This window comes from Paenibacillus sp. L3-i20, from assembly GCF_022180385.2.
Classification (GTDB): domain Bacteria; phylum Bacillota; class Bacilli; order Paenibacillales; family Paenibacillaceae; genus Pristimantibacillus.
The window spans coordinates 558,030-576,810 of sequence record NZ_BQME02000002.1 but is presented as its reverse complement, the minus strand read 5'-3'; the positions used below and the strand labels follow the sequence as shown (position 1 = coordinate 576,810).

Sequence of the window (18,781 nt, the reverse complement as noted above, 5' to 3'; positions counted from 1 at the left end):
CCAATTGTTTTCAAATATGCAAATTATTTTTTTAAAAATAAAACTATAAATTCACAAATTGTATTGCCATCGGTTTTTGAATCATTCTTAGATAAACACAAAAGAGTCTATCACGCAGCATTATGCTGACGTAGGATAGACTCTTCTTCATAATTAATTAAAGCGAGCCTCTCGTTAATAACGAATGCTTCATAAAGACACGCTTTACTTTTTGCTTCTGATGAATATGAAGTTCGTCAAAAAACTCATCATCTTTTAAAAGGTCAATTAAAGCCCTGGTAGCGGCTTGCATTGCTAGAGCTTCATCTTCTAGCAAATAATAAGCAACTTGATAACCGTAAACTTCGTATTGCTTCAATACTTCTGCTTTCCGTCTCACCTCTTGGTGCTTAGTCACTCTCATATCAACCGCCACGCTAAATGCTCTCCTGCTTTAAAGCATCTATAATATTTTCTTTTTTCACTTTGGAGCTGGAGTACAACATGGCTGAGGTAACAATAACAAAGACAGCAATAATGACATAAATAATACTTATCCATGGAAGTACGAACGGATAGCTAAAGCTGTTCATTAATGACTTGTGAATGAGGCACATCACAACTACACTGATTGGGAGTCCGTAGAACAATGACTTGATTCCATAAAATATACTTTCGTAATTCATCATTTTATTAAAGCCTTTTGGTGTCATACCTACAGATTTCAGCATAGCAAATTCCCGTTTTCGCAGTGATATACTCGTCGAAATCGTATTAAATATATTCGCAACCGATATCGCCGTAATGAGCAGGATAAAGCCATAAGAGAATACAGACATTAAAAAAATCATCTGTTCTTCCTGCTGTCTACCTTGAAACACATTGTAAACATTCATATGGCTCTCTTCCATCTCTTCTATTTCCTGCTGAGTAGCCATTGGATCTGCACTTTTCAGGTATAGCTTTGAATAGCTATGAGCATTATTCATATCCGCAATCAGTTGATTCATGACTTGCGCAGATCCAATGATAGTTATATCTCCTAATCCCCCTGAACTAACCCCCATTGGAAACTGGTCTGTTAATTGAGCGATTTTCACTTTTTTAAGCTTCGTCTCTAATCCTGCTTCCCCTTCTTTAACGAACAAATCTAAGCGATCACCAAGCTTTTTATGAACCATCTTGGTTTCAACATACTTCCCTGCCACTGCATCCTCATAAGGGACTGTATCAATTACAATGGCTGACAAATTTTTCGGATCAGGATCAATAAGCTGATTGTAATCTGCACCTACTTGCTCGGCATAAGCTTGAAGGTTTTTGTGATCTAATGCATTGAAAGAAATATAGTACTGGTATTTCCCGTTACTTAAGAGAGTTGGATCTACTTTTACCTGCTCTTGCAACTCTTTAGCGAGTTCTGCCTCTGGAATCCATGCGTTCATTGATATTTGTTTCATAACACTATATTCCGTAATATCATCCAGAGAAATTATCGCATTTAAAACTCGATCACTTATTTCCCCACTCCCTGTTGATACTTGAATATCATAATTCACACCACTCTGTGACAACTCAAGCGATTTCTTCATATTATCAGTGAAATAAGAAACGGCTAAAAAGAGAACGATGCTAATGACGAGTGAAAATACAGTTGCTTGATACCTTCGTTTGTTTCTTTTTAAATTTTTCAAACCAATTTCCGCTTCGATGCCGAATAACTTACGAATGAACTTCGATGTCTTCACTACCTTACCTGTAAGCTTAATATCTATGGACTGCCTAATGGCATCAATAGCAGATATCTTAGATGCACGCATTGCCGGGATATAAGTGGATATGAAAATCGTCAATATGGAAACCGCACAGGCAATCAGAATGGAATAGGGGGTAACGACTAAAGATAGCTTTTCAGTTACTCCCATCGCTCCTTTGATTGTGGAGTTAATGAAAGAGAACGTTATACTAATTCCAATAAGACCACAAACGATTCCAATTGGAATACTAATCGCACCAATAATAGCTCCCTCAAAAAAAACAGAGTTTCTCTTCTGTCTTTTCGTAGCCCCGACACTCGATAACATGCCTAAATGGCGAGACCGCTCTGAGACCGAGATAGCAAAAGCATTATATATTAATGAGACTGACCCAACGATAATAACTCCCATAACTATGGCGCTTAATGAAAATAGTGTCGCTTGCAATCCATCATTGTTCGTTACACCGTAGTAACGCAGCAAGCTTTTATTATAATTAATGGACGATATATCTATATTAGTTCCCTTCGCCAAAGTTTCCGCATGCGTGTACAAGGATTTTTTCACATTCTTTAGTAATACAGATGCATCTACGGTTTCGTTTGCTTCAATCAAGCTTTCATCCGCATAGGTTACGACCGTATAGCCGGGCGCCCATGTCGGCTCCCATGTGGGACGCTTTATAAATCCTACAACCGTATAACTTTCAGTTATTTTGTTTTTTAATGTTTCATCAATTGAGTCCGGATTTAATCCAATGTTCTGATTGAGTAGTTGCTCTTCACCCGAACTATTTGTGTAAATCCGTTGACCGACTCCAAATGTTAATCGATCACCTATCTTATATTCTACCTTAGCGTTTGAGGCAATTTCCTCTGACAAAACGACCTCATTCTCGGATTGCGGAAAACGTCCCCTATTTAGTTCAATCGGAAACTGTTCAAAGCCTCGATCATTATACTCCTTGATAAATAAATAAGGCTTGTTTACATTTTGTGACCCTGTTAATGGAGCGTAACCGCGATCTCTTGTGATAACAACACTTTTTGTTTCTCCATCTTTTTGGATCGCTTCAAGCTGATCTTTATTTACATCTTTATAAAGAACATGCCATTCTCCATTGTCGGCAATCGACTGCTTTTTCATTAAGTCCAAAAAAGATACGCCAAGCGTTGCTACAGCTGCTACCATTGCGACTGAAATGATGACGCCAATCATCGTAACGAGCGTACGTCTCTTATTTTGCTTCAGATGTCTGATCGTTAGTTTATTTACAATGTTCATGGACGAACCACCTCATCCTTGGCGATCCTCCCATCTTCAATCACAATTACTCGGTCTGCTTGCAAAGCAATTCGCTCGTCATGGGTAATGACAATTAGCGTCTGATTGAAGGTTTTATTGAACATTTTTAGTAAATCGATAATTTCACCACTATTTTTACTGTCTAAATTTCCCGTTGGCTCATCAGCCAGCATAATAGCTGGATTGCTAATAAGCGCTCTACCGATTGATACCCTTTGCTGTTGGCCGCCGGAAAGCTGATTGGGCAGATGGCCTAAGCGGCTTTGTAGATTTAACGTCTTCACGATATCATCAAATTGCTTTTTATCTACCTTATGTTCATCAAGCAGCATCGGCAGCGTAATATTTTCTTCGACGGTTAGAACCGGAATAAGGTTATAAAATTGATAAATAAGACCGATTTGTCTACGTCTAAAGATCGCCAGCTGTGTTTCATTCAATTTATAAATATCCGTATTTTCAATGAGCACCTTACCGGTTGTTGGTCTGTCCACACCGCCTAACATATGAAGGAGCGTTGATTTCCCCGAGCCTGACGGACCAATAATGGCGACAAACTCACCTTTTTTCACTGAAAATGAAACATCATCAAGCGCCTTTACTGCGGTTTCACCTTTGCCGTATATTTTAGACAGATGATCTATTTTTAATATTTCCACTTTAAAACCTCCATTAATTAGCTGTTGGTTTTAGTATAGCTGTCTAAAATGACTATCAAGTGACTAATAAATGACTGTTTAGTCACTTAACCTTATACGCTTTGTTTATAAAACTTAATTCGGAACTGTGTTCCGCTCGCTGGCAGGCTTTGAACCTCTACATCTCCGTTTTGGCTAGTTATAATACTGTGAGCCATTGCAAGACCAATTCCGATACTACCTTCACTGGCATTTTTCCCTTTATAGAAACGCTTGAATATATAAGGAAGATCTGCTTTCGGAATGCCCTTTCCATTATCAGCAATGATCATTTCCGTATACAGCGCATTTTCTAAATAAGAAATGGCGATCATTCCGCCTTCCTGCGTGTGCTCTACACCATTTTTTAAAATATTGATCAAGGCTTCAGCTGTCCAATTTAAATCACCTACAAAAGAAACGGCTTCTTCACCCGTTATCGATACCGTTAGCTGCTTAACTTCTATCGGGATTTGAACAGATTCTAATGCTTTATGGATAAGCCTTCCTACCACAATTTGATCTTTTTTGAAGGAAACTGTACCTGCATCAATTTTTGAAAGCTTTAATAAAGAAGATACAAGCCATTCAATCCGTTCAAGCTGAATCCGAATATTTCGTGTGAATTCAGTTCTTTTAACTACCGGCAGATCAGCGTCGCTTAATAAATCTACCATCATCATCATGGAGGTAAGCGGGGTTTTGAGCTGATGAGAAATATCCGAAATCGCATCGGTAAGCTTGAGTTTATCTTGTTGAAGGATAGAGCTATGTTCGGATAATCTGAGAGTCACCTTATAAATATCGTTTTTTAAAATACTAAGCTCACCTTCTTGATTATCACGAACATCAAGCGAGTAATTTCCTCCGCTAATTTGCCGTAAGTATCCTGAAAGCCTTTCGATCTCACGATATCTCCATCTCGTATGTAATAAGCTGCATCCAATTAGGAGTACAGAAGTAATGAAAATGAGAACCGCTGCAGCAAGTGAAATAAAAGCAGCGGCAGTTATTGCCGCTAGACTGATTAAGCACATTATAATGCATTGGATTTTGATCTCTCTATTACGCAGCATACTAATCACCAACCTTATAGCCTAAGCCGCGTACTGTTTTAATAATCTTCGGATTTTGCGGATTATCCTCTAGCTTTTCACGTAGCCTTTTGATGTAAACTGTTAATGTATTATCATTCACAAAATCGCCCGCAACATCCCAAATCCTCTCAAGCAGCTGATTTCTTGAAAGAACCTGTCCGATATGATTAGCGAAAATAAGTAATAAGCGATACTCTAAAGCAGTCACTGGAATTTCATCGTTTTGTTTATAAACCTTACCTTCAAGCGTATTAATTCGGACATTTTCGATTTCAATTATCGCTTTCGTTTGTGACTGCTTTTGGTATCTGCGCAGCACCGATTTGATCCGCGAAAGAAGCTCGCGAATACGAAAGGGCTTCGTAATGTAATCATCTGCGCCCATATCTAGACCCATTACAACATTGACCTCATCATCAATTGCCGTTAAGAAAATAACCGGTATCTCACTGCGCTCCTTCACTATCTTGCATAATTCATAACCACTACCATCAGGCAGTGATAAATCAAACAAGCACAAAGTGAATTGATCAAGCTCTTCTGCTATTACCTTTTTTGCAGATGCAGCATCATAACAAATTACGGTCGTGAATTGATCCTGCTGCAAGGAATATTCAAGTCCGGATGCGATCGTTTTATCATCTTCCACGAGCAATATCTTCATATATAGATCATCCTACCTTTATTTTACTTTGAGAAAACGAATGAAGACATTTATTGTATCATCTTTGATACACTGCCCTATTGCTAAATTATCTTGCCCTCGTGTTCCGTCAGATCAAAGCAATCAAGCGCCTGCACAACCAATAACAATGTCAACCGGGTAGTTATTTTTCCCTACCGTTACGCCCGTTACAGGGTCGGATGGAGATTACTAAAAAAACGACCCGAAATCGGTAGACCGAAGAGTCTAACGACTGTCGGGACGTTGTTTATTTTCATCTGCTAAGAACTGTAACAGCGGCCATCTCTTCTACGAGTTACACACTAATTGCACGAATGCCCTCGGCTGGAATTCCTCTAAAAATTAATTGCGGCATCTTAATTCCTCCTACTGGAATGGACTATGCCCTTGTTATTTCCTTATTCTATATTTGCAAACCTCTCTATGGCAATCGAATGATCTTTAATTATATTAAAACTCGCTTTGCTTCCTTGAAACAAAGTGTTCCACTTTCTTTACACTTGAAATATCAATTCTGCCTGTTGTCCCTTGGAGTAATCTTGGACTTAATCCATGCCATTCAGGATCTCTAACTCTTGATAATTCAAATATCCTCTCCCAACTTTGTTCTTTTGTAATGTCCAACTTGTTATTATAAAAATCATCATATTCTATTTCGTTGTCAGCATTAAAAGAGTTATTTAAAACCATATGCCAATCGTCAAAGTCGGATAATAATACATGATCTTCCTCAAGGTCAAGTTTGAGTCTGACGCATCTAGTAAAGCTGCTAAAGTGACCTGTAGATCGCATATCAGGTTTCTCAATCCATAACCAAACAGGATACTCTCCATGGAAACCAGGTAATCTATGCACCATTTGATCTATCATCCATTGATATTGTTCTGGAAACATAGCAAATTGTTCTGAACCCTCTAAATAACCTAGATTTATAGCTTTATTCCAAACTTCTTCAGTCTGTAGCGTCCAGTATGTAGTCATTTTCCACCTCATAATTTGATTCCGTATCATTCTTATATATTAGATATCTTATTGCTTGTGTTCAACCTCAACAAAAAAACGAGGGAACCCCTATAAATTTCTTATCAGGGTCACTCTCTAGATAATTATTACTCACTAACTGAATCAATTTCATAAATCAAAAGTCTTGCTACGACTAGCTTTTTAAGGCATAGAAAAAGGAGTAGCTCCCCAAATCTCGAATAGGTAAAGTAACCACACCATACCGAAAGAGAAAAGGAGGACTCCCTATGTCATATATACGACACGAGAGCTTGTTTACCCTGCAAGAGCTATATGAAATGGAGCAGAAAGATCGTTTTCGCGAAATTTTTTCTGCTATCAACATTACTCCTATCTTGCGTTTGGTCAGAAAAACATCTCTTTACGGTGCTCCATTGAAGTGAACTATAGGGCAATGGTCTATTCCTTGATCGTCAGAATCGTGGAGCGAATTCCTACAATCAAAGATCTAATAAAGAGACTGCAGCATGACCTCTTATTCCGCTTGGATTGTGGATTTATGCTCTCGGAAGATATTCCATCCGCCTCTTCCTATTCACGACTTGTACGCAAAATGAGCCAAAGCCATGCGTTAGAAGAGATACAAGAACAATTGCTAAGGCAAGCCATAACAGAGGGATTTATTACGGATGATACCGTTGCCGTTGATGCTACCCTATTGAAGCCCGTGATCGTTTAAGTCGCCAGTTACAAGAACAAGCTACGTAATTTTCAAAAACGAAAATACTAAAATTCGGTTAGTCTACGGTGCTTTATCTAGGCATTATGAAATTGATTCAATTGCTATCTTTTTTAATTCTTGCTCCCACAACCCGTTTTCGTGATTAACCGATTTCGATTATTGTAGACATACGTGGACTCCTGCCCCTTACGATCGATCTTCTTGGCTACATTGTTGTTCGCATCGTAATAGTGCTTCTCCACCGTTCGATTGCCTGCCACATCATCGGATTAGATTTGCCTGACTCGGATCTTGGGATGACCGTCATTGTTGTTGAAGGCCCTTCTTTACATCCGAATATGCCTGAAGCTTAATAAACTAGCGGAAATGATCATTAAAATGGGAAAAGGAAACGAAGCTTCTTAATTTCCTCCACGTACTCTTTAAATCAAATGGATGATATTTAAATCACGGAGCAGGCTAATCACTTCCTTGCTCCTTTTTTTGTTGAATTTTTTAAGAATCATGTTGATCTGCGATTTGATGGTAGACATCTCCACCTGATGCTACATGGCAATTTCGGAAATTTTATAATTCTTGATCAGCAGATCGATGATTTCATATTCAATTGGCGTAAGCTCAGTAATACATTTTTCGAACTTATAACGAGTCAATTATATATTTCTAATATTAAACATCGGTTGTTATAATTAGGTTTATATTGAAGGGAGGAAAGAAGAATGAAATATCGGAAACTTGGTAAAAGCGGCTTGTTGGTAAGCGAGATAGCATTGGGAAACTGGATAACCCACGGTGCACAAGTGGATGACACCACAGCGCAAGCTTGTGTACATGCTGCACTAGACTCTGGGATTACAACTTTCGATACAGCTGATGCTTATTCGGAGACGAGGGCGGAATCTGTTTTAGGCGAGTCTTTAAAGGGGATACGTCGTGAAAGTATGGAGTTGTGCACGAAGGTCTTTCATCCAACAGGTACCGGACATAACGATAGAGGGCTATCTCGTAAACATATTATGGAAGCCTGCCATGCTTCGCTTCGAAGATTACAAACGGATTATATTGATGTCTATTACGCACATCGGTTTGATTCAACTGTATCGCTTGAAGAAACATTTTTGGCATTTTCCGATTTGGTACGGCAGGGAAAAATTCTGTATATAGGGGTAAGTGAGTGGACAGCAGAACAAATAGAGCTTGGAGCAGTGTTGGCAAGGGAACTGCGAGTTCCCTTCGTGGCAAGTCAACCCCAATATTCTATGCTGTGGCGTGTTATTGAAGCCGAAGTTATTCCCGCTTGTGAGCGTGAAGGAATGGGGCAAGTTGTTTGGTCACCGCTAGCGCAGGGCATTCTTTCTGGTAAATATGCACCAGACAAGCCGTTACCAGAGGGCTCCCGCGCTTCTACGACAGCCGGTTCGCCATTTTTCAAACGTTTGGCCGGACAGTGGTTGCGTAAAGAAGTCCTTCAGAAAGTAGAGCGAATCCGGCCGATCGCACAGGAATCCGGTTTGACGCTGCCACAGCTTGCGATAGCATGGGTTCTGCAAAACCCGCAAGTGTCATCCGCTATTATTGGCGCCTCGAAGCCCGAGCAGGTAAAGGAAAACGTAAAGGCAGCAGGTATCCGTCTAGATACTGAGGTCATGAGCCAAATAAATAGCATTTTAAACTGCGTTGCCGAGTTTGATCCAAGTAAAACTGGTTAAGAATATAGGACTTACAGAAGTTAGCTTGTCTGCTTACTGGCTGTTTCTTCCACCACTTCTAGAAATTTAGTCAGAAAGGTTTCACTCCTATCTGTTTTCCAGGCCGCATAGAGAGGAACTGGCGGTGTAACTTCGTTAAAGGATCGGAATACGACATCACTCCGTTGGAACACAGAAACCGAAGAGGGTACAATTGAAATGCCTATACCGGCAGCTACCAGATTAACAATGGTATACATTTGAACAGCTTCTTGCACGATGTGAGGCTGAAATCCATGTTGCCTGCAAAAGTCAATAATGAGGTCATGGAAAGAAGCCCCCATATGATGCGGAAACAAGATAAAAGGTTCTTCCGCCAAAGCATGTATAGACAGGGTTGGATGTATGGCTAACGGATGCATTTCGGGTAATACGGCAACGAGTGATTCGTTGGTGTAGAGTCGAGAGGTGATATGCTTTGACGGATCTACTAAACGTAGGAAGCCAACATGAATTACCCCCTCATGTATAGCTTTTAGTTGCTCAGCAGATGTCATTTCAAGTAGAGTAAGCTGCACATCGGGAAACCGCTCCCGAAATCTCTTTATAACGTTGACCATCATACCACCAACTGCTGAATCTACAAATGCGATGGACAAATGTCCGATTTTTCCTTGACTTGTAAGTTGTGTCATCTTAATAGATCGTTCCAATTGCGCAATAATGTTTCTGGATTCCTCCAAAAATATCATTCCGGCTGACGTAAGTCGAACCTGTCTCTTGGTTCGTTCCAAAAGCTTCACGCCGAGTTCTTCCTCAAGACTTTGGATTTGTTGGCTCAAGGGGGGTTGAGTCATATTCAGTTTTTTCGCAGCACGGTTAAAATGTAGTTCTTCCGCTACTGCGATAAAGTAACGTAGTTTTTTCAAGTCCATAGACACGATTTCCCTTCCTGCTATTGTCGTGATCTCGTCTCCGAAAGCTACCGTAAGAAAGATAACCCCAGTCAAAATCCATATGGAATACTTCATTCAATCGGCCCTATCGTCAGATACAAACCGAACCATGTAAAGATATCGAGACCTCTTCTGTTGTTTAGTAGAAATTCTCTGACTCATACCGTCATCGTACCCGATCACGTATTGCACCGCAACTTTTTATTAAACCATCGGCTGCCGCTGTATTTTTCAAAGCAGATGATGAGGCAGTTCCTATCCGTGGGCAAATAGATTGAACTAGTAGATTTTCACTCAATGGAATAGGAGGACTTTTATTATGAAAAAATGGATGTATTCATTAATGATTGTTTTTGCAGCAAGCTGTTACGGTATTCTTACAGTAATTGTTAAACTTGCAATCCGAGATGGTTTTACAGCTGCAGAAGCAATTACGAGCCAATATTTTATCGGATTTGTTATGGCCTTACTTATTTTTATTATCGTTCGACGCACAATTCCGAAATTCGGAGGTGGCATGACGCTACTTATTGCGGGGTTATTTACTGCAACGACGGGTACAGTTTACGGGCAGGCGATTGAATATATGCCCGCTTCACTTGCTGTCGTTATGCTTTTTCAATTTACGTGGATTGGCATGCTATTCGATTGTATTGCGACCCGGCGTCTTCCAAAACGAATCGAAGTCATCTCTCTTCTCTTCCTTTTCGGCGGAACGATTCTTGCAGCGGGTGTGATTGATGCCGACATTAGCGGAATTCCGTGGCAAGGCTGGGCATGGGGAATGGCCGCAGCAGTAAGTTTTGCGTCCTTTGTGATGATTAACCAAAGACAAGTCGAAGGAATGGACACGGAAACACGTTTATTTTTTATATCCTTTTTCGCAGCAATTGCCACTTTCTTTTTTCAAACACCAGAAATCGTTTGGAATGGGACGTTGTTCGGTGAAGGTCTCTGGATTTATGGATTAATTCTTGGTCTCTTCGGCACCGTTATTCCGATTTGTCTATTCTCAATTGCCGTACCGAAGGTTGGAATGGCGACTTCATCGATTTTAAGCGCGATGGAACTTCCAGTCGCCATCACAGTATCTGTTATCCTATTAAGCGAATCACTCACTCCACTTCAAGTTGTTGGAATAGTAGTCATCCTTATCGGCATGACATTACCGACACTTCTCCAGCTGCGGGTAAATCACAGGATTCGCACGAAAACATAGGAGGACAGTTAAGTTTCTTTATCCATCGGGTCAAAATTCCTTACAATCAATAGCGTATGGGATTTTCTCTTTTGCATCACCACTCTTTTTTCGATGGTTGTTTACCGACGAGATGATCAATACCAGAAGTTATCGGATATCCGAATAACTGGATTTGGAGTTTCCAGATTGCTGCTTGATCGAGAAGCAGGTAGATCGCTTCCGCATCATGAGCGGCATCGAGAAGCATTTTGTCTACCGTGCCTAAGGTGAAACATTGCTTGAATTCAACTGTGCTCATGACCAAACTGACCGCATCATGCCGGGAAGCAGGGTGCAGTCTAGGGTACAAGGGTAAATCGTGCTTGCTGTTCGCTGCAGAGACCATATATTGTAAAGTGCTTTTCTCTGGAGCTGTCCCAACCTAAATTGCAATCAGGCTGGGCATAAATTCGATGATAGTTGCAATCTGCAAGGCCTTGGGCGCGACAATCGCAAGTGGATTTGCTTCGGGGATAGGCAGTAGCCCTTTTCACGCGATTCTGGAAAAATGAGTATAAAGTCAAGTGTTTTTTAAAGAAATTCGCCATAATCCCTAACTATTTTCCAGTTAGGTTTGTGGCTAAAATAAAAGATCCCCTATGAAAGTAGGAGGAAGACATGTTTGGTGGAACGAGGGAACCCTTGTCCCATCTACTTCGGCGAATGCCGAGAGGCTATTTAGACCTGAGGAGGATGCCACATCATACCCGTGTCTGTGTTTGAGTTCACTATTTTTTTCCTCAATTTTATAACGCTCTTTCGATTTCTCTTTGAAATCATCGCTATTTTGAAATACCTCTTGTTCTTTATGTTCTGTCGATTTGATGGTTACAGAAAAGGTTTTACTTTTCGCTCCTTCTCTATAACACCCATCTCTCATAGGGCATATTTTGCATTTTCCAATATCAAACATGTAGGTATCCTTTTGGTTTTCATTGATACCTTTCTTCCCTGTGCGTGCTTTGCGAATCGCCATATGTCCAGATTTACAAACGTACATACCTGCATCTTTATTAAACTCAAATTCATCTTCTTTTTTTCGAGTTCTTTGTGTAATATTAGGGTCTAATTTTTACACTAATTGTAATTCGCTGTGGATGGCATATTGGATATTATCTTTCTCAGAATAGGCTGATTACAGTTCTGGATCCATTGCGGTCTAATATCCCTTTAGGAAGGGTAGTATCCCCCTTTTCATTCAAAGCATCAAGCCAAATGAGTTCAGAATCTATCTTAAACTTCTCAGCCATGACTATCCCCCTAATTCACATTGTACAGGAACAATGTGTAAACGGTACTTTAAAGCAAAATAACACTAGCCCTTGAGTTCCTTACGGTTTACAGAATATCTTAACACAGCAAATAATTGAAGATTGGGCGACCTTGATTATAACTAAATTTTCTATACATTGTTCAACTAAACTGCCCGTTAGCTTAACCAACGGGCACCAGTCTAGTACTTTATTTTCCTAGTTTATCAAGAGCTAACTTTAAGAAAGTCAGATAAAATAAAGAGTTCTACATATTGTACATGACTAATATGTGGAACTCTTTATGTTTAACTATCGTTCCCCGTTGAATATGACATTCTTCAGTAATCGGAAAGCGGTAACAGAAGTCCTCCTTCAAACAAGATTGGAAATTACCATTCCGGCACATCCGCACCCGATTCATCCTCGCAAACAATATCGACATAATAAGATTTCTGATTATTTAATAGATTATTCTTTAACAATGAGTCCAAATAAATTTGCGAATATATAAGCTTGTTCACGAGAAATAGTGCAACCTTGCAAATTAGTCACGTCCACGCCTAGTCCATTAAATTCACAATCGCTTAAATCAATACCGTCTAACTCTGTACCTGAAAATTGAGCCTGATCTATATTGGAACGAAACAATTCAATTTTTTGTAATTTAGAAAAACTAAAATCCGTTTTGCATAGAGAACTATCTTGAATAATAACTTGCTTTGTGTTTGCAAATCTGAATGTTGCATAGTCGGCTATACAACTATCAAATAAAACATTTCTAAGTGTTCCTCTTGATAAATTAGTCCCAATCATTTTGCATTCTTTGAATTCTGTTCTATGGATGATGGCATCGCTAAAATCTACATTAGACAGATCGCATTGTTCAAATATAACATCTGTAAGTTCAACTCCTGTTAAAGTTGATTCTGTAAATGTTACATTTTTAAAGATGATTTTATCAAAAGTAACTTTATTAGCCTCTTGATCTTCAATCACACAATCGACAATCATTCCCATTTCAAAAAAATCATTGGACTGTATTTCTAGTTGTGTAAATACAGGTAGTTCACTTAGAAATATTTTTGGCTTTTCTATTTTTATGTTTTTTTTCTTATTATTCATGTACGAAATTCCCCCTTTGCTCTTGGCTAGACGTTACAAGTTTGGTCTTTTCATAAAAAAATTAAGGGATGCAGATTTATTTATCCGCAGCCCTTTTAACTTGTCTATGGTCAACCTTTAAGAGTTGTAATGTTATATCTCTATTTCGAAGTTAGGATACGAGAAAGTTCCACTACCTTGCTTTAGCTTTCCTTTTATTTTCAAATCATCAAAAGCTTCACTTATCTCAGAAATAATAGATAAAGGGACATTTAAATCATGGTGCGCTGATAAGATTTTCTTTACAGGTAAGGGAAGAATTTTCTTTATTGAATTATTATAAATAACAGGATCACTTGTAGGGAAAAATGCAGTAAGCTTACCAATATAAATTAAATCGCCTGAGTATAGATACTCCCTAGCCTCCTCATAAAGACATATGTGCCCTGGCGCATGCCCAGGTGTATGAATTACTTTTAATTTTCTATTGCCTAAATCGATAATATCTCCATCTTTTAATACTTTCGAGGGCTGGCCTTGAAAAATCTCATACTTATCAAGATCAAAATCAGATGGAAAATCGCAAGGTTCTTCAATTACAAGACTTTTAATATATTCAAGAGTTAATGGGAAATTGCCGTTTATCCACTCTTCTTCATCTTCATGAACATAAAACTCATCGAAATATTGCAAACCTCCGATATGATCCCAGTGAGTATGGGTGGGAAGTGCTATAACAGGTTTGTCTGTTAATTGATTAACAATTTCCTTTATGTTATCAATTCCCATTCCCGTATCAATTAACAAACTTCTTTCTGTTCCATTTAGCAGATAACAGTGTGTCTCCTCCCAATGCTTATACTCACTTATCACATATGTGTCTTCATCAATTTGTTCAACTGTAAACCATTCACTCATTCATTTTCCTCCTTATTAGGTTGTCCACATACCTTAAGTTCGAAAGTCATGATTCAACTAGTTACTTCCGCAAATTTCAACCACAAAATATCTCTTGGGGAATTATCTTTAGGGAAACGCCATTTATCAAATGCACGTGGATTACCTCATGTTTGTTTTTCCATCCGAATAAGGTAAAACAACAATGATCATATCTGAAAATAGGGTAATAAACTACCCCCAATAAATAGAACGTCAGTTCTTATTATATATGAAAACTACGAACTTAAAAATATCCCACTGAAAGTGGGAGTGTTGAAAAGTTCAACATACATTCTCTCAAATCCTTTGATAGACCTCCGCATATGAAAACTTAAGTTGTTCTCGTAATTTTTTATTTTCATCTTCGAGCTTCTTCATCTTACGTTTAAGCGAAGCAATAATAGCATCCTTATTGTTTTCATCCATCTCTCTCTTGATTTGTTTTGGTGTCGGCACTTGAGCTTGCTGCTGACGAAGCGATTCAATACGCCCACGTATCTCAGGATTGTTATAGAGCGTTGCTTTGCTTACGCCTGCATCGGTTGCCACACTATTAAAATTGATGCTCTCTTTGGCTTTTACAAGCCGCCTAATCGATTCATTCACTCTTTGTATGGTCTTTGCTTTGCGAGACTATTGTAGGAATGCGTTCAACGATCCTAACGATTAAAGAATAGACCATTGCTCTGTAATTCACTTCGATGGGAGCACCATAAAGAGAAGTTTTCCTAACCAAACGCAAGATAGGAGTAATATCGATGGTAGAGAAAATCTCACAAAAACGATTTTTTTGTTCCATTTCATATAGCTCTTGCAGGGTAAACAAGCTCTCGTGTCGTATATATGACATAGGGAGTCCTCCTTTTCTCTTTCGGTATGGTGTGGTTACTTTACCTATTCGAGATTTGGGGAGGTACTCCTTTTTCTATGCCTTAAGAAGCTAGTCATAGTAGGGCTTTATAATTATGAAATTGATTCATTTACCTAAAGAATACCATGAACCTACATTATTTTCATTCTAACTCTATTCCACTATCCTGCCCTTTACTTCAGTGAACAAAAGGGATCAGCAAACTGCAACAACAGTGAGTGATCCCTTTCAAGTACCGTTTCCGTTTAATCAACTATGTTAGAATTGCCTCATCTTGCAATCTGGTAATTATTTCATTAACGGTTTCTTCAGGGGTCAATTCGGATGAGTCCAACCACATCCCTATTCGGGGAGTTTCATTCCGTAACAGACTGTCCAACTCTTCCACCGTCCAAGCACCATATCCTTTTTTTAATCGGGCATCTTCCCTGTGTGTGACGACAGACGAGTTCGGACAAAGAACAACAACATAGAAGGGGCGACTTTGGATTAAAGAAATAAAATCGCTCAGCATTGGACCAATCACAACATCCTGAACTACAACTGTAAATCCGGCTTGAAAATAGGCATCCGCAGACTGTGCGGCCAGTCGATACCGGAGCCGTAATTGATCCATCTCGTCTTTTCCAGCGTTTGGTTGTACCTCTTTGCGGTTTTTAACTATCATTTTCCGAAAGATATCCCCCCGTAAATGCACTGATTTCTCAAACCGTTCGGAAAGTAACTGCGCAACTGTAGATTTTCCGCTTGCCATTATTCCTGTAACTAGAATAATACTAGGATGTTCTATAATCATTGAGTCGTCACTTCTCTCTTCTTTTTCCTATTATCATAAATGCAATAAAATAACTATTAAAGAGCGAGTTTGGTTTAATAAAAAATTTCTCTATTGCGTTATCCTGCCCAATAGCTTAATGACAAAAAGAGCAGCTGCCGCGACGAACTGCTCCCCTAGTTATTGAACTATAGTTCGCGTTAGCGTGATCACATATCTTTTTTTCTGAAATTTCCATTCTCGAAAAGCTCTCTCATAAACTGTGTAACAAAAAAACAATCATCAAGTTCTCTGTCAACTAGCGACCAATACAAGATAGTTTTTCTATGTAAATCAATATTATGTATCAAAAATCTCTTTATCTTATCCCAAATCCCTTCCTCGACATTTCCCTCTGATAGTGCGTCATCAAAAGATGAAATAATAAGGCTCATTAGCGCGAATTTTTCTTCTTGGCTTAGTTTAGCACTTTCATAAAACGAGACAAACTCGCCTACCCTTGATGAATTTGCAATCTCGACTTCCCAATCTTGATACTCCCGATCTACAGGAAGTTTCAATTTCGCAGTGAGACTTTCAATTGCTTTTTTTGTTACAAATTCGTGTGAGCCCTTCAATCTTACTCCCTCATTCCTACACATCCAACCATAACATATACCTTACTGTAAGTATTCATATCCACACATAACTGCCACGGACAACATCAGCCGGTCGTGTGCCGGCTGCCGTCATGTCGCGATTGAACTATCGTGTACCGTTAGTTTAATGGCCACCGTTGAAGCTTTTGGATTTGAACTATTGATCCTTTTTAGGTAACAATCTGGGGTTAAATAGTTTTTTCAAAGCATTTCTTGCACTTACCCCTTCACCATCAGCCCATCTATCCATTTTTCTGAAGTCTGTGTTGTCTGTTATCTGGTCTATGTTACCAATCAAACGTTTTTGGGATAACTGTTGAATATCTGTATCCACAATTTGATTTGCGATGAGGCTAGCAATTTCTTCACCGTTCATTACTTTAAAGGGACGATCAAAAAAGTATGAAACGTCATCAGGAATCCTTTCAGTGATCCCTAGTCCGTTGTGCATACTTGATAGATGTTTGTAAGCATTATTCAAAGCATGCTCGCGTTCCCTCCATGTAACTGCCGTTTGAGCAGTCCAAAGGTGAGACATTATTTGATCAGAACATTTCAATCTTTTAAATGCAGTACCAAACCATTTTGGATAGGGTGCATATTGACGCTCCATGAGAAAGCAGAGATTTATGATGTCGCGGACAAGGCGTGAAGCGATAATAGCTGAGCCAATTTCGTCACCTATAAAACCCGAACGAAGCATCAGATGTTCTTCTTGACCGATTCGCTGCCAACTTGATGCCATAAGATACAACCAAATATCATGAGGGTAATATTCGAATTGTTTGCGTAATGTGGAAAGTTGACCATTATCGTCCCTATAAACTTCCCCACGTGTTATTTCGAGAAGTGACTGTGAAGGAAACGTTAACCAATCTACTGGTTCTAATCGTTCATCTTTGTTAACAGCCAGGTAACTTTCGATGAACCTCGGCACCGTTGTAATTACGCTCTTCTTTATATCAACGGGGAAGCCATAGAACCGTTCCGGGGCTCGCTCGTGCAGAGTTGATTCTATTTGTTCTGAATATCCGATATCTAGTTGGTTAAGAAAAAGATATACTCTAGGCACCCAATCGTGATCAGTCGACATTTCCGTATCATATCCGAGCACTTCGCTACCTGGACCAATTAGAGCCGATGAATAGGACAAGAAAGAGTAATTCTCCATCATTACAGGCTCAACGATTTCCATATGAAATCGACAGCATAATTCTATACCTTTAATAAAAGACATTCCCCATTCCTCCAAGTCCATCAACCACAAACATCATTTTTAAGCTCATTCTCATTATTTCAACATAAGCTAAACGCAATGTAAAGTTAATAAATCATTATTGTTGAACTATACTGCCCGTTAGTTTAATCCCATCCCCAGTCTACTACTTTATTTCTTTAAAAATAGCAATTAATACCCTCAAGTATCTCTATTGTCCAAAAACAAAAAGACCATTCATCAATGAGATCTCAGTGATGAATGGTCTAAGAAGTACTACTTCTTATTTACATTTAATGATATACACGAAGTAAAAGTTTTTTCGTACTTTAGATAAAATATTTTTCAGTCTAATACTATATTTTTTTCTGACATTTGGCCAACGATTGTTTTTTTCTTCTCATCTACAAAGTATTCTTCCATAATCGCATTCTCAAGTTGAAACGATTTTCCATTACTGTATTGAACCATTGCTTTTTCTGCTGCTTCTTTAATAGTCGGATCCAATTCCGTATACTGAACGACTTCCGTACCATCATAACTTCCGTTACCTCCACTAGGAGATGTTGCTATTGCAGGCATTGCTGTCAATAAGCTTAATGCAATTGTAAGTGCGACAATTCGATTCATTTTCATAATGCCTTATCGCTGCCCTTTTGTGCCTTTTTAACGAGTTTATGTATATCCATGTTGCATCGTTAGCTCCCTTCCCTCTTATTTAGTTAGATAACGAGAGACAACTTTTAGCTTTAATGTCTGCAATTTTTTTGAAAATCCTTTTTCAAGTAGTAATCCAATATAACCCACAATTGAAAAGTATGCGACAAATAGCCCCCACCTTGTCCGTAAGATGAGGGCTATCATTTTCCCAGTCATTTGAATAAGTGACTTTTCTCCAG

21 protein-coding genes and 1 pseudogene are annotated in these 18,781 nt (G+C 39.0%); 4 read left to right on the top strand and 18 right to left on the bottom strand.

Translation table 11 applies throughout. The features are described 5' to 3' along the window. Positions 1 to 157: 157 nt before the first annotated feature. The 6 genes from MFF31_RS15970 to MFF31_RS15945 form a co-directional block, all read right to left on the bottom strand. Positions 158 to 415, bottom strand: a complete 258-nt coding sequence (locus MFF31_RS15970; protein ID WP_238189147.1) for a hypothetical protein — start codon at positions 413 to 415, stop codon at positions 158 to 160. 1 nt (position 416) lies between these two features. Beyond that, positions 417 to 3,020, bottom strand: coding sequence for an ABC transporter permease (locus MFF31_RS15965; protein ID WP_238189145.1), 2,604 nt, complete (start codon positions 3,018 to 3,020; stop codon positions 417 to 419). Then, positions 3,017 to 3,700, bottom strand: coding sequence for an ABC transporter ATP-binding protein (locus MFF31_RS15960; protein WP_238189144.1), 684 nt, complete (start codon positions 3,698 to 3,700; stop codon positions 3,017 to 3,019). Before MFF31_RS15960 ends, MFF31_RS15965 begins: the two co-directional genes overlap by 4 nt. A 92-nt stretch (positions 3,701 to 3,792) precedes the next feature. Next, positions 3,793 to 4,794 (bottom strand): sensor histidine kinase, encoded by a 1,002-nt coding sequence (locus MFF31_RS15955; protein ID WP_238189143.1) that lies wholly within the window; start codon positions 4,792 to 4,794, stop codon positions 3,793 to 3,795. A 1-nt stretch (position 4,795) separates the two neighbouring features. After that, positions 4,796 to 5,479, bottom strand: coding sequence for a response regulator transcription factor (locus tag MFF31_RS15950; RefSeq protein WP_238189141.1), 684 nt, complete (start codon positions 5,477 to 5,479; stop codon positions 4,796 to 4,798). 471 nt (positions 5,480 to 5,950) lie between these two features. Further along, positions 5,951 to 6,481, bottom strand: coding sequence for a DUF3841 domain-containing protein (locus tag MFF31_RS15945; RefSeq protein ID WP_238189139.1), 531 nt, complete (start codon positions 6,479 to 6,481; stop codon positions 5,951 to 5,953). Positions 6,482 to 6,750: 269 nt separating this feature from the next. Between MFF31_RS15945 and MFF31_RS15940 the strand changes: the two genes are divergently transcribed. The 3 genes from MFF31_RS15940 to MFF31_RS15930 all read left to right on the top strand — a co-directional run bounded on the left by MFF31_RS15940 (position 6,751) and on the right by MFF31_RS15930 (position 8,914). Further along, positions 6,751 to 6,906, top strand: a complete 156-nt coding sequence (locus tag MFF31_RS15940; protein WP_238189138.1) for a hypothetical protein — start codon at positions 6,751 to 6,753, stop codon at positions 6,904 to 6,906. Further along, positions 6,903 to 7,202 carry a transposase gene (locus MFF31_RS15935; RefSeq protein WP_238189137.1) on the top strand — a complete coding sequence of 100 codons (300 nt, stop codon included), beginning with the start codon at positions 6,903 to 6,905 and terminating at the stop codon, positions 7,200 to 7,202. Before MFF31_RS15940 ends, MFF31_RS15935 begins: the two co-directional genes overlap by 4 nt. A 722-nt stretch (positions 7,203 to 7,924) precedes the next feature. Then, positions 7,925 to 8,914, top strand: coding sequence for an aldo/keto reductase family protein (locus MFF31_RS15930; RefSeq protein ID WP_238189136.1), 990 nt, complete (start codon positions 7,925 to 7,927; stop codon positions 8,912 to 8,914). Between the two features lie 20 nt (positions 8,915 to 8,934). Here MFF31_RS15930 and MFF31_RS15925 read toward each other — a convergent pair whose 3' ends face one another. Next, a complete protein-coding gene (locus tag MFF31_RS15925; protein WP_375541360.1) occupies positions 8,935 to 9,828 on the bottom strand; it encodes a LysR family transcriptional regulator in 894 nt (297 codons plus the stop codon). A 340-nt stretch (positions 9,829 to 10,168) separates the two neighbouring features. On the opposite strand from MFF31_RS15925, the gene MFF31_RS15920 reads away from it, so the two are divergent. Further along, positions 10,169 to 11,068, top strand: coding sequence for an EamA family transporter (locus MFF31_RS15920; protein WP_238189134.1), 900 nt, complete (start codon positions 10,169 to 10,171; stop codon positions 11,066 to 11,068). Positions 11,069 to 11,144: 76 nt separating this feature from the next. On the opposite strand, the gene MFF31_RS15915 is transcribed toward MFF31_RS15920, so the two are convergent. The 11 genes and pseudogenes from MFF31_RS15915 to MFF31_RS15870 form a co-directional block, all read right to left on the bottom strand. Then, positions 11,145 to 11,348, bottom strand: a complete 204-nt coding sequence (locus MFF31_RS15915) for a hypothetical protein (RefSeq protein WP_238189133.1) — start codon at positions 11,346 to 11,348, stop codon at positions 11,145 to 11,147. Between the two features lie 321 nt (positions 11,349 to 11,669). Then, a pseudogene (locus tag MFF31_RS15910) lies at positions 11,670 to 12,224 on the bottom strand (transposase); the annotation flags it as partial. Continuing rightward, entirely contained in the window at positions 12,211 to 12,339 is a 129-nt protein-coding gene (locus MFF31_RS25435) for a hypothetical protein (protein WP_375541321.1), read from the bottom strand. The pseudogene MFF31_RS15910 and the gene MFF31_RS25435, both read right to left, overlap by 14 nt. Before the next feature lie 471 nt (positions 12,340 to 12,810). Beyond that, positions 12,811 to 13,464 carry a pentapeptide repeat-containing protein gene (locus MFF31_RS15905; protein WP_238189132.1) on the bottom strand — a complete coding sequence of 218 codons (654 nt, stop codon included), beginning with the start codon at positions 13,462 to 13,464 and terminating at the stop codon, positions 12,811 to 12,813. A gap of 132 nt (positions 13,465 to 13,596) precedes the next feature. Continuing rightward, positions 13,597 to 14,361, bottom strand: a complete 765-nt coding sequence (locus MFF31_RS15900) for an MBL fold metallo-hydrolase (RefSeq protein ID WP_192026077.1) — start codon at positions 14,359 to 14,361, stop codon at positions 13,597 to 13,599. Between the two features lie 318 nt (positions 14,362 to 14,679). Next, positions 14,680 to 14,988 carry a DUF6262 family protein gene (locus tag MFF31_RS15895; RefSeq protein ID WP_375541320.1) on the bottom strand — a complete coding sequence of 103 codons (309 nt, stop codon included), beginning with the start codon at positions 14,986 to 14,988 and terminating at the stop codon, positions 14,680 to 14,682. Beyond that, positions 14,981 to 15,232: a hypothetical protein gene (locus tag MFF31_RS15890; protein WP_238192275.1), complete on the bottom strand. Its 252-nt coding sequence runs from the start codon at positions 15,230 to 15,232 to the stop codon at positions 14,981 to 14,983. The genes MFF31_RS15895 and MFF31_RS15890 overlap by 8 nt, the downstream gene beginning before the upstream one ends. Before the next feature lie 274 nt (positions 15,233 to 15,506). Further along, positions 15,507 to 16,049, bottom strand: a complete 543-nt coding sequence (locus MFF31_RS15885; RefSeq protein ID WP_238189130.1) for a P-loop nucleotide/nucleoside kinase family protein — start codon at positions 16,047 to 16,049, stop codon at positions 15,507 to 15,509. A gap of 188 nt (positions 16,050 to 16,237) precedes the next feature. Then, positions 16,238 to 16,645 (bottom strand): hypothetical protein, encoded by a 408-nt coding sequence (locus tag MFF31_RS15880; RefSeq protein WP_238189128.1) that lies wholly within the window; start codon positions 16,643 to 16,645, stop codon positions 16,238 to 16,240. Positions 16,646 to 16,823: 178 nt separating this feature from the next. Continuing rightward, positions 16,824 to 17,903: a DUF4037 domain-containing protein gene (locus tag MFF31_RS15875; protein WP_238189126.1), complete on the bottom strand. Its 1,080-nt coding sequence runs from the start codon at positions 17,901 to 17,903 to the stop codon at positions 16,824 to 16,826. 324 nt (positions 17,904 to 18,227) lie between these two features. Then, complete coding sequence (locus tag MFF31_RS15870) at positions 18,228 to 18,518, bottom strand: hypothetical protein (protein WP_238189124.1); 291 nt, start codon at positions 18,516 to 18,518, stop codon at positions 18,228 to 18,230. Between the last annotated feature and the right edge of the window lie 263 nt (positions 18,519 to 18,781).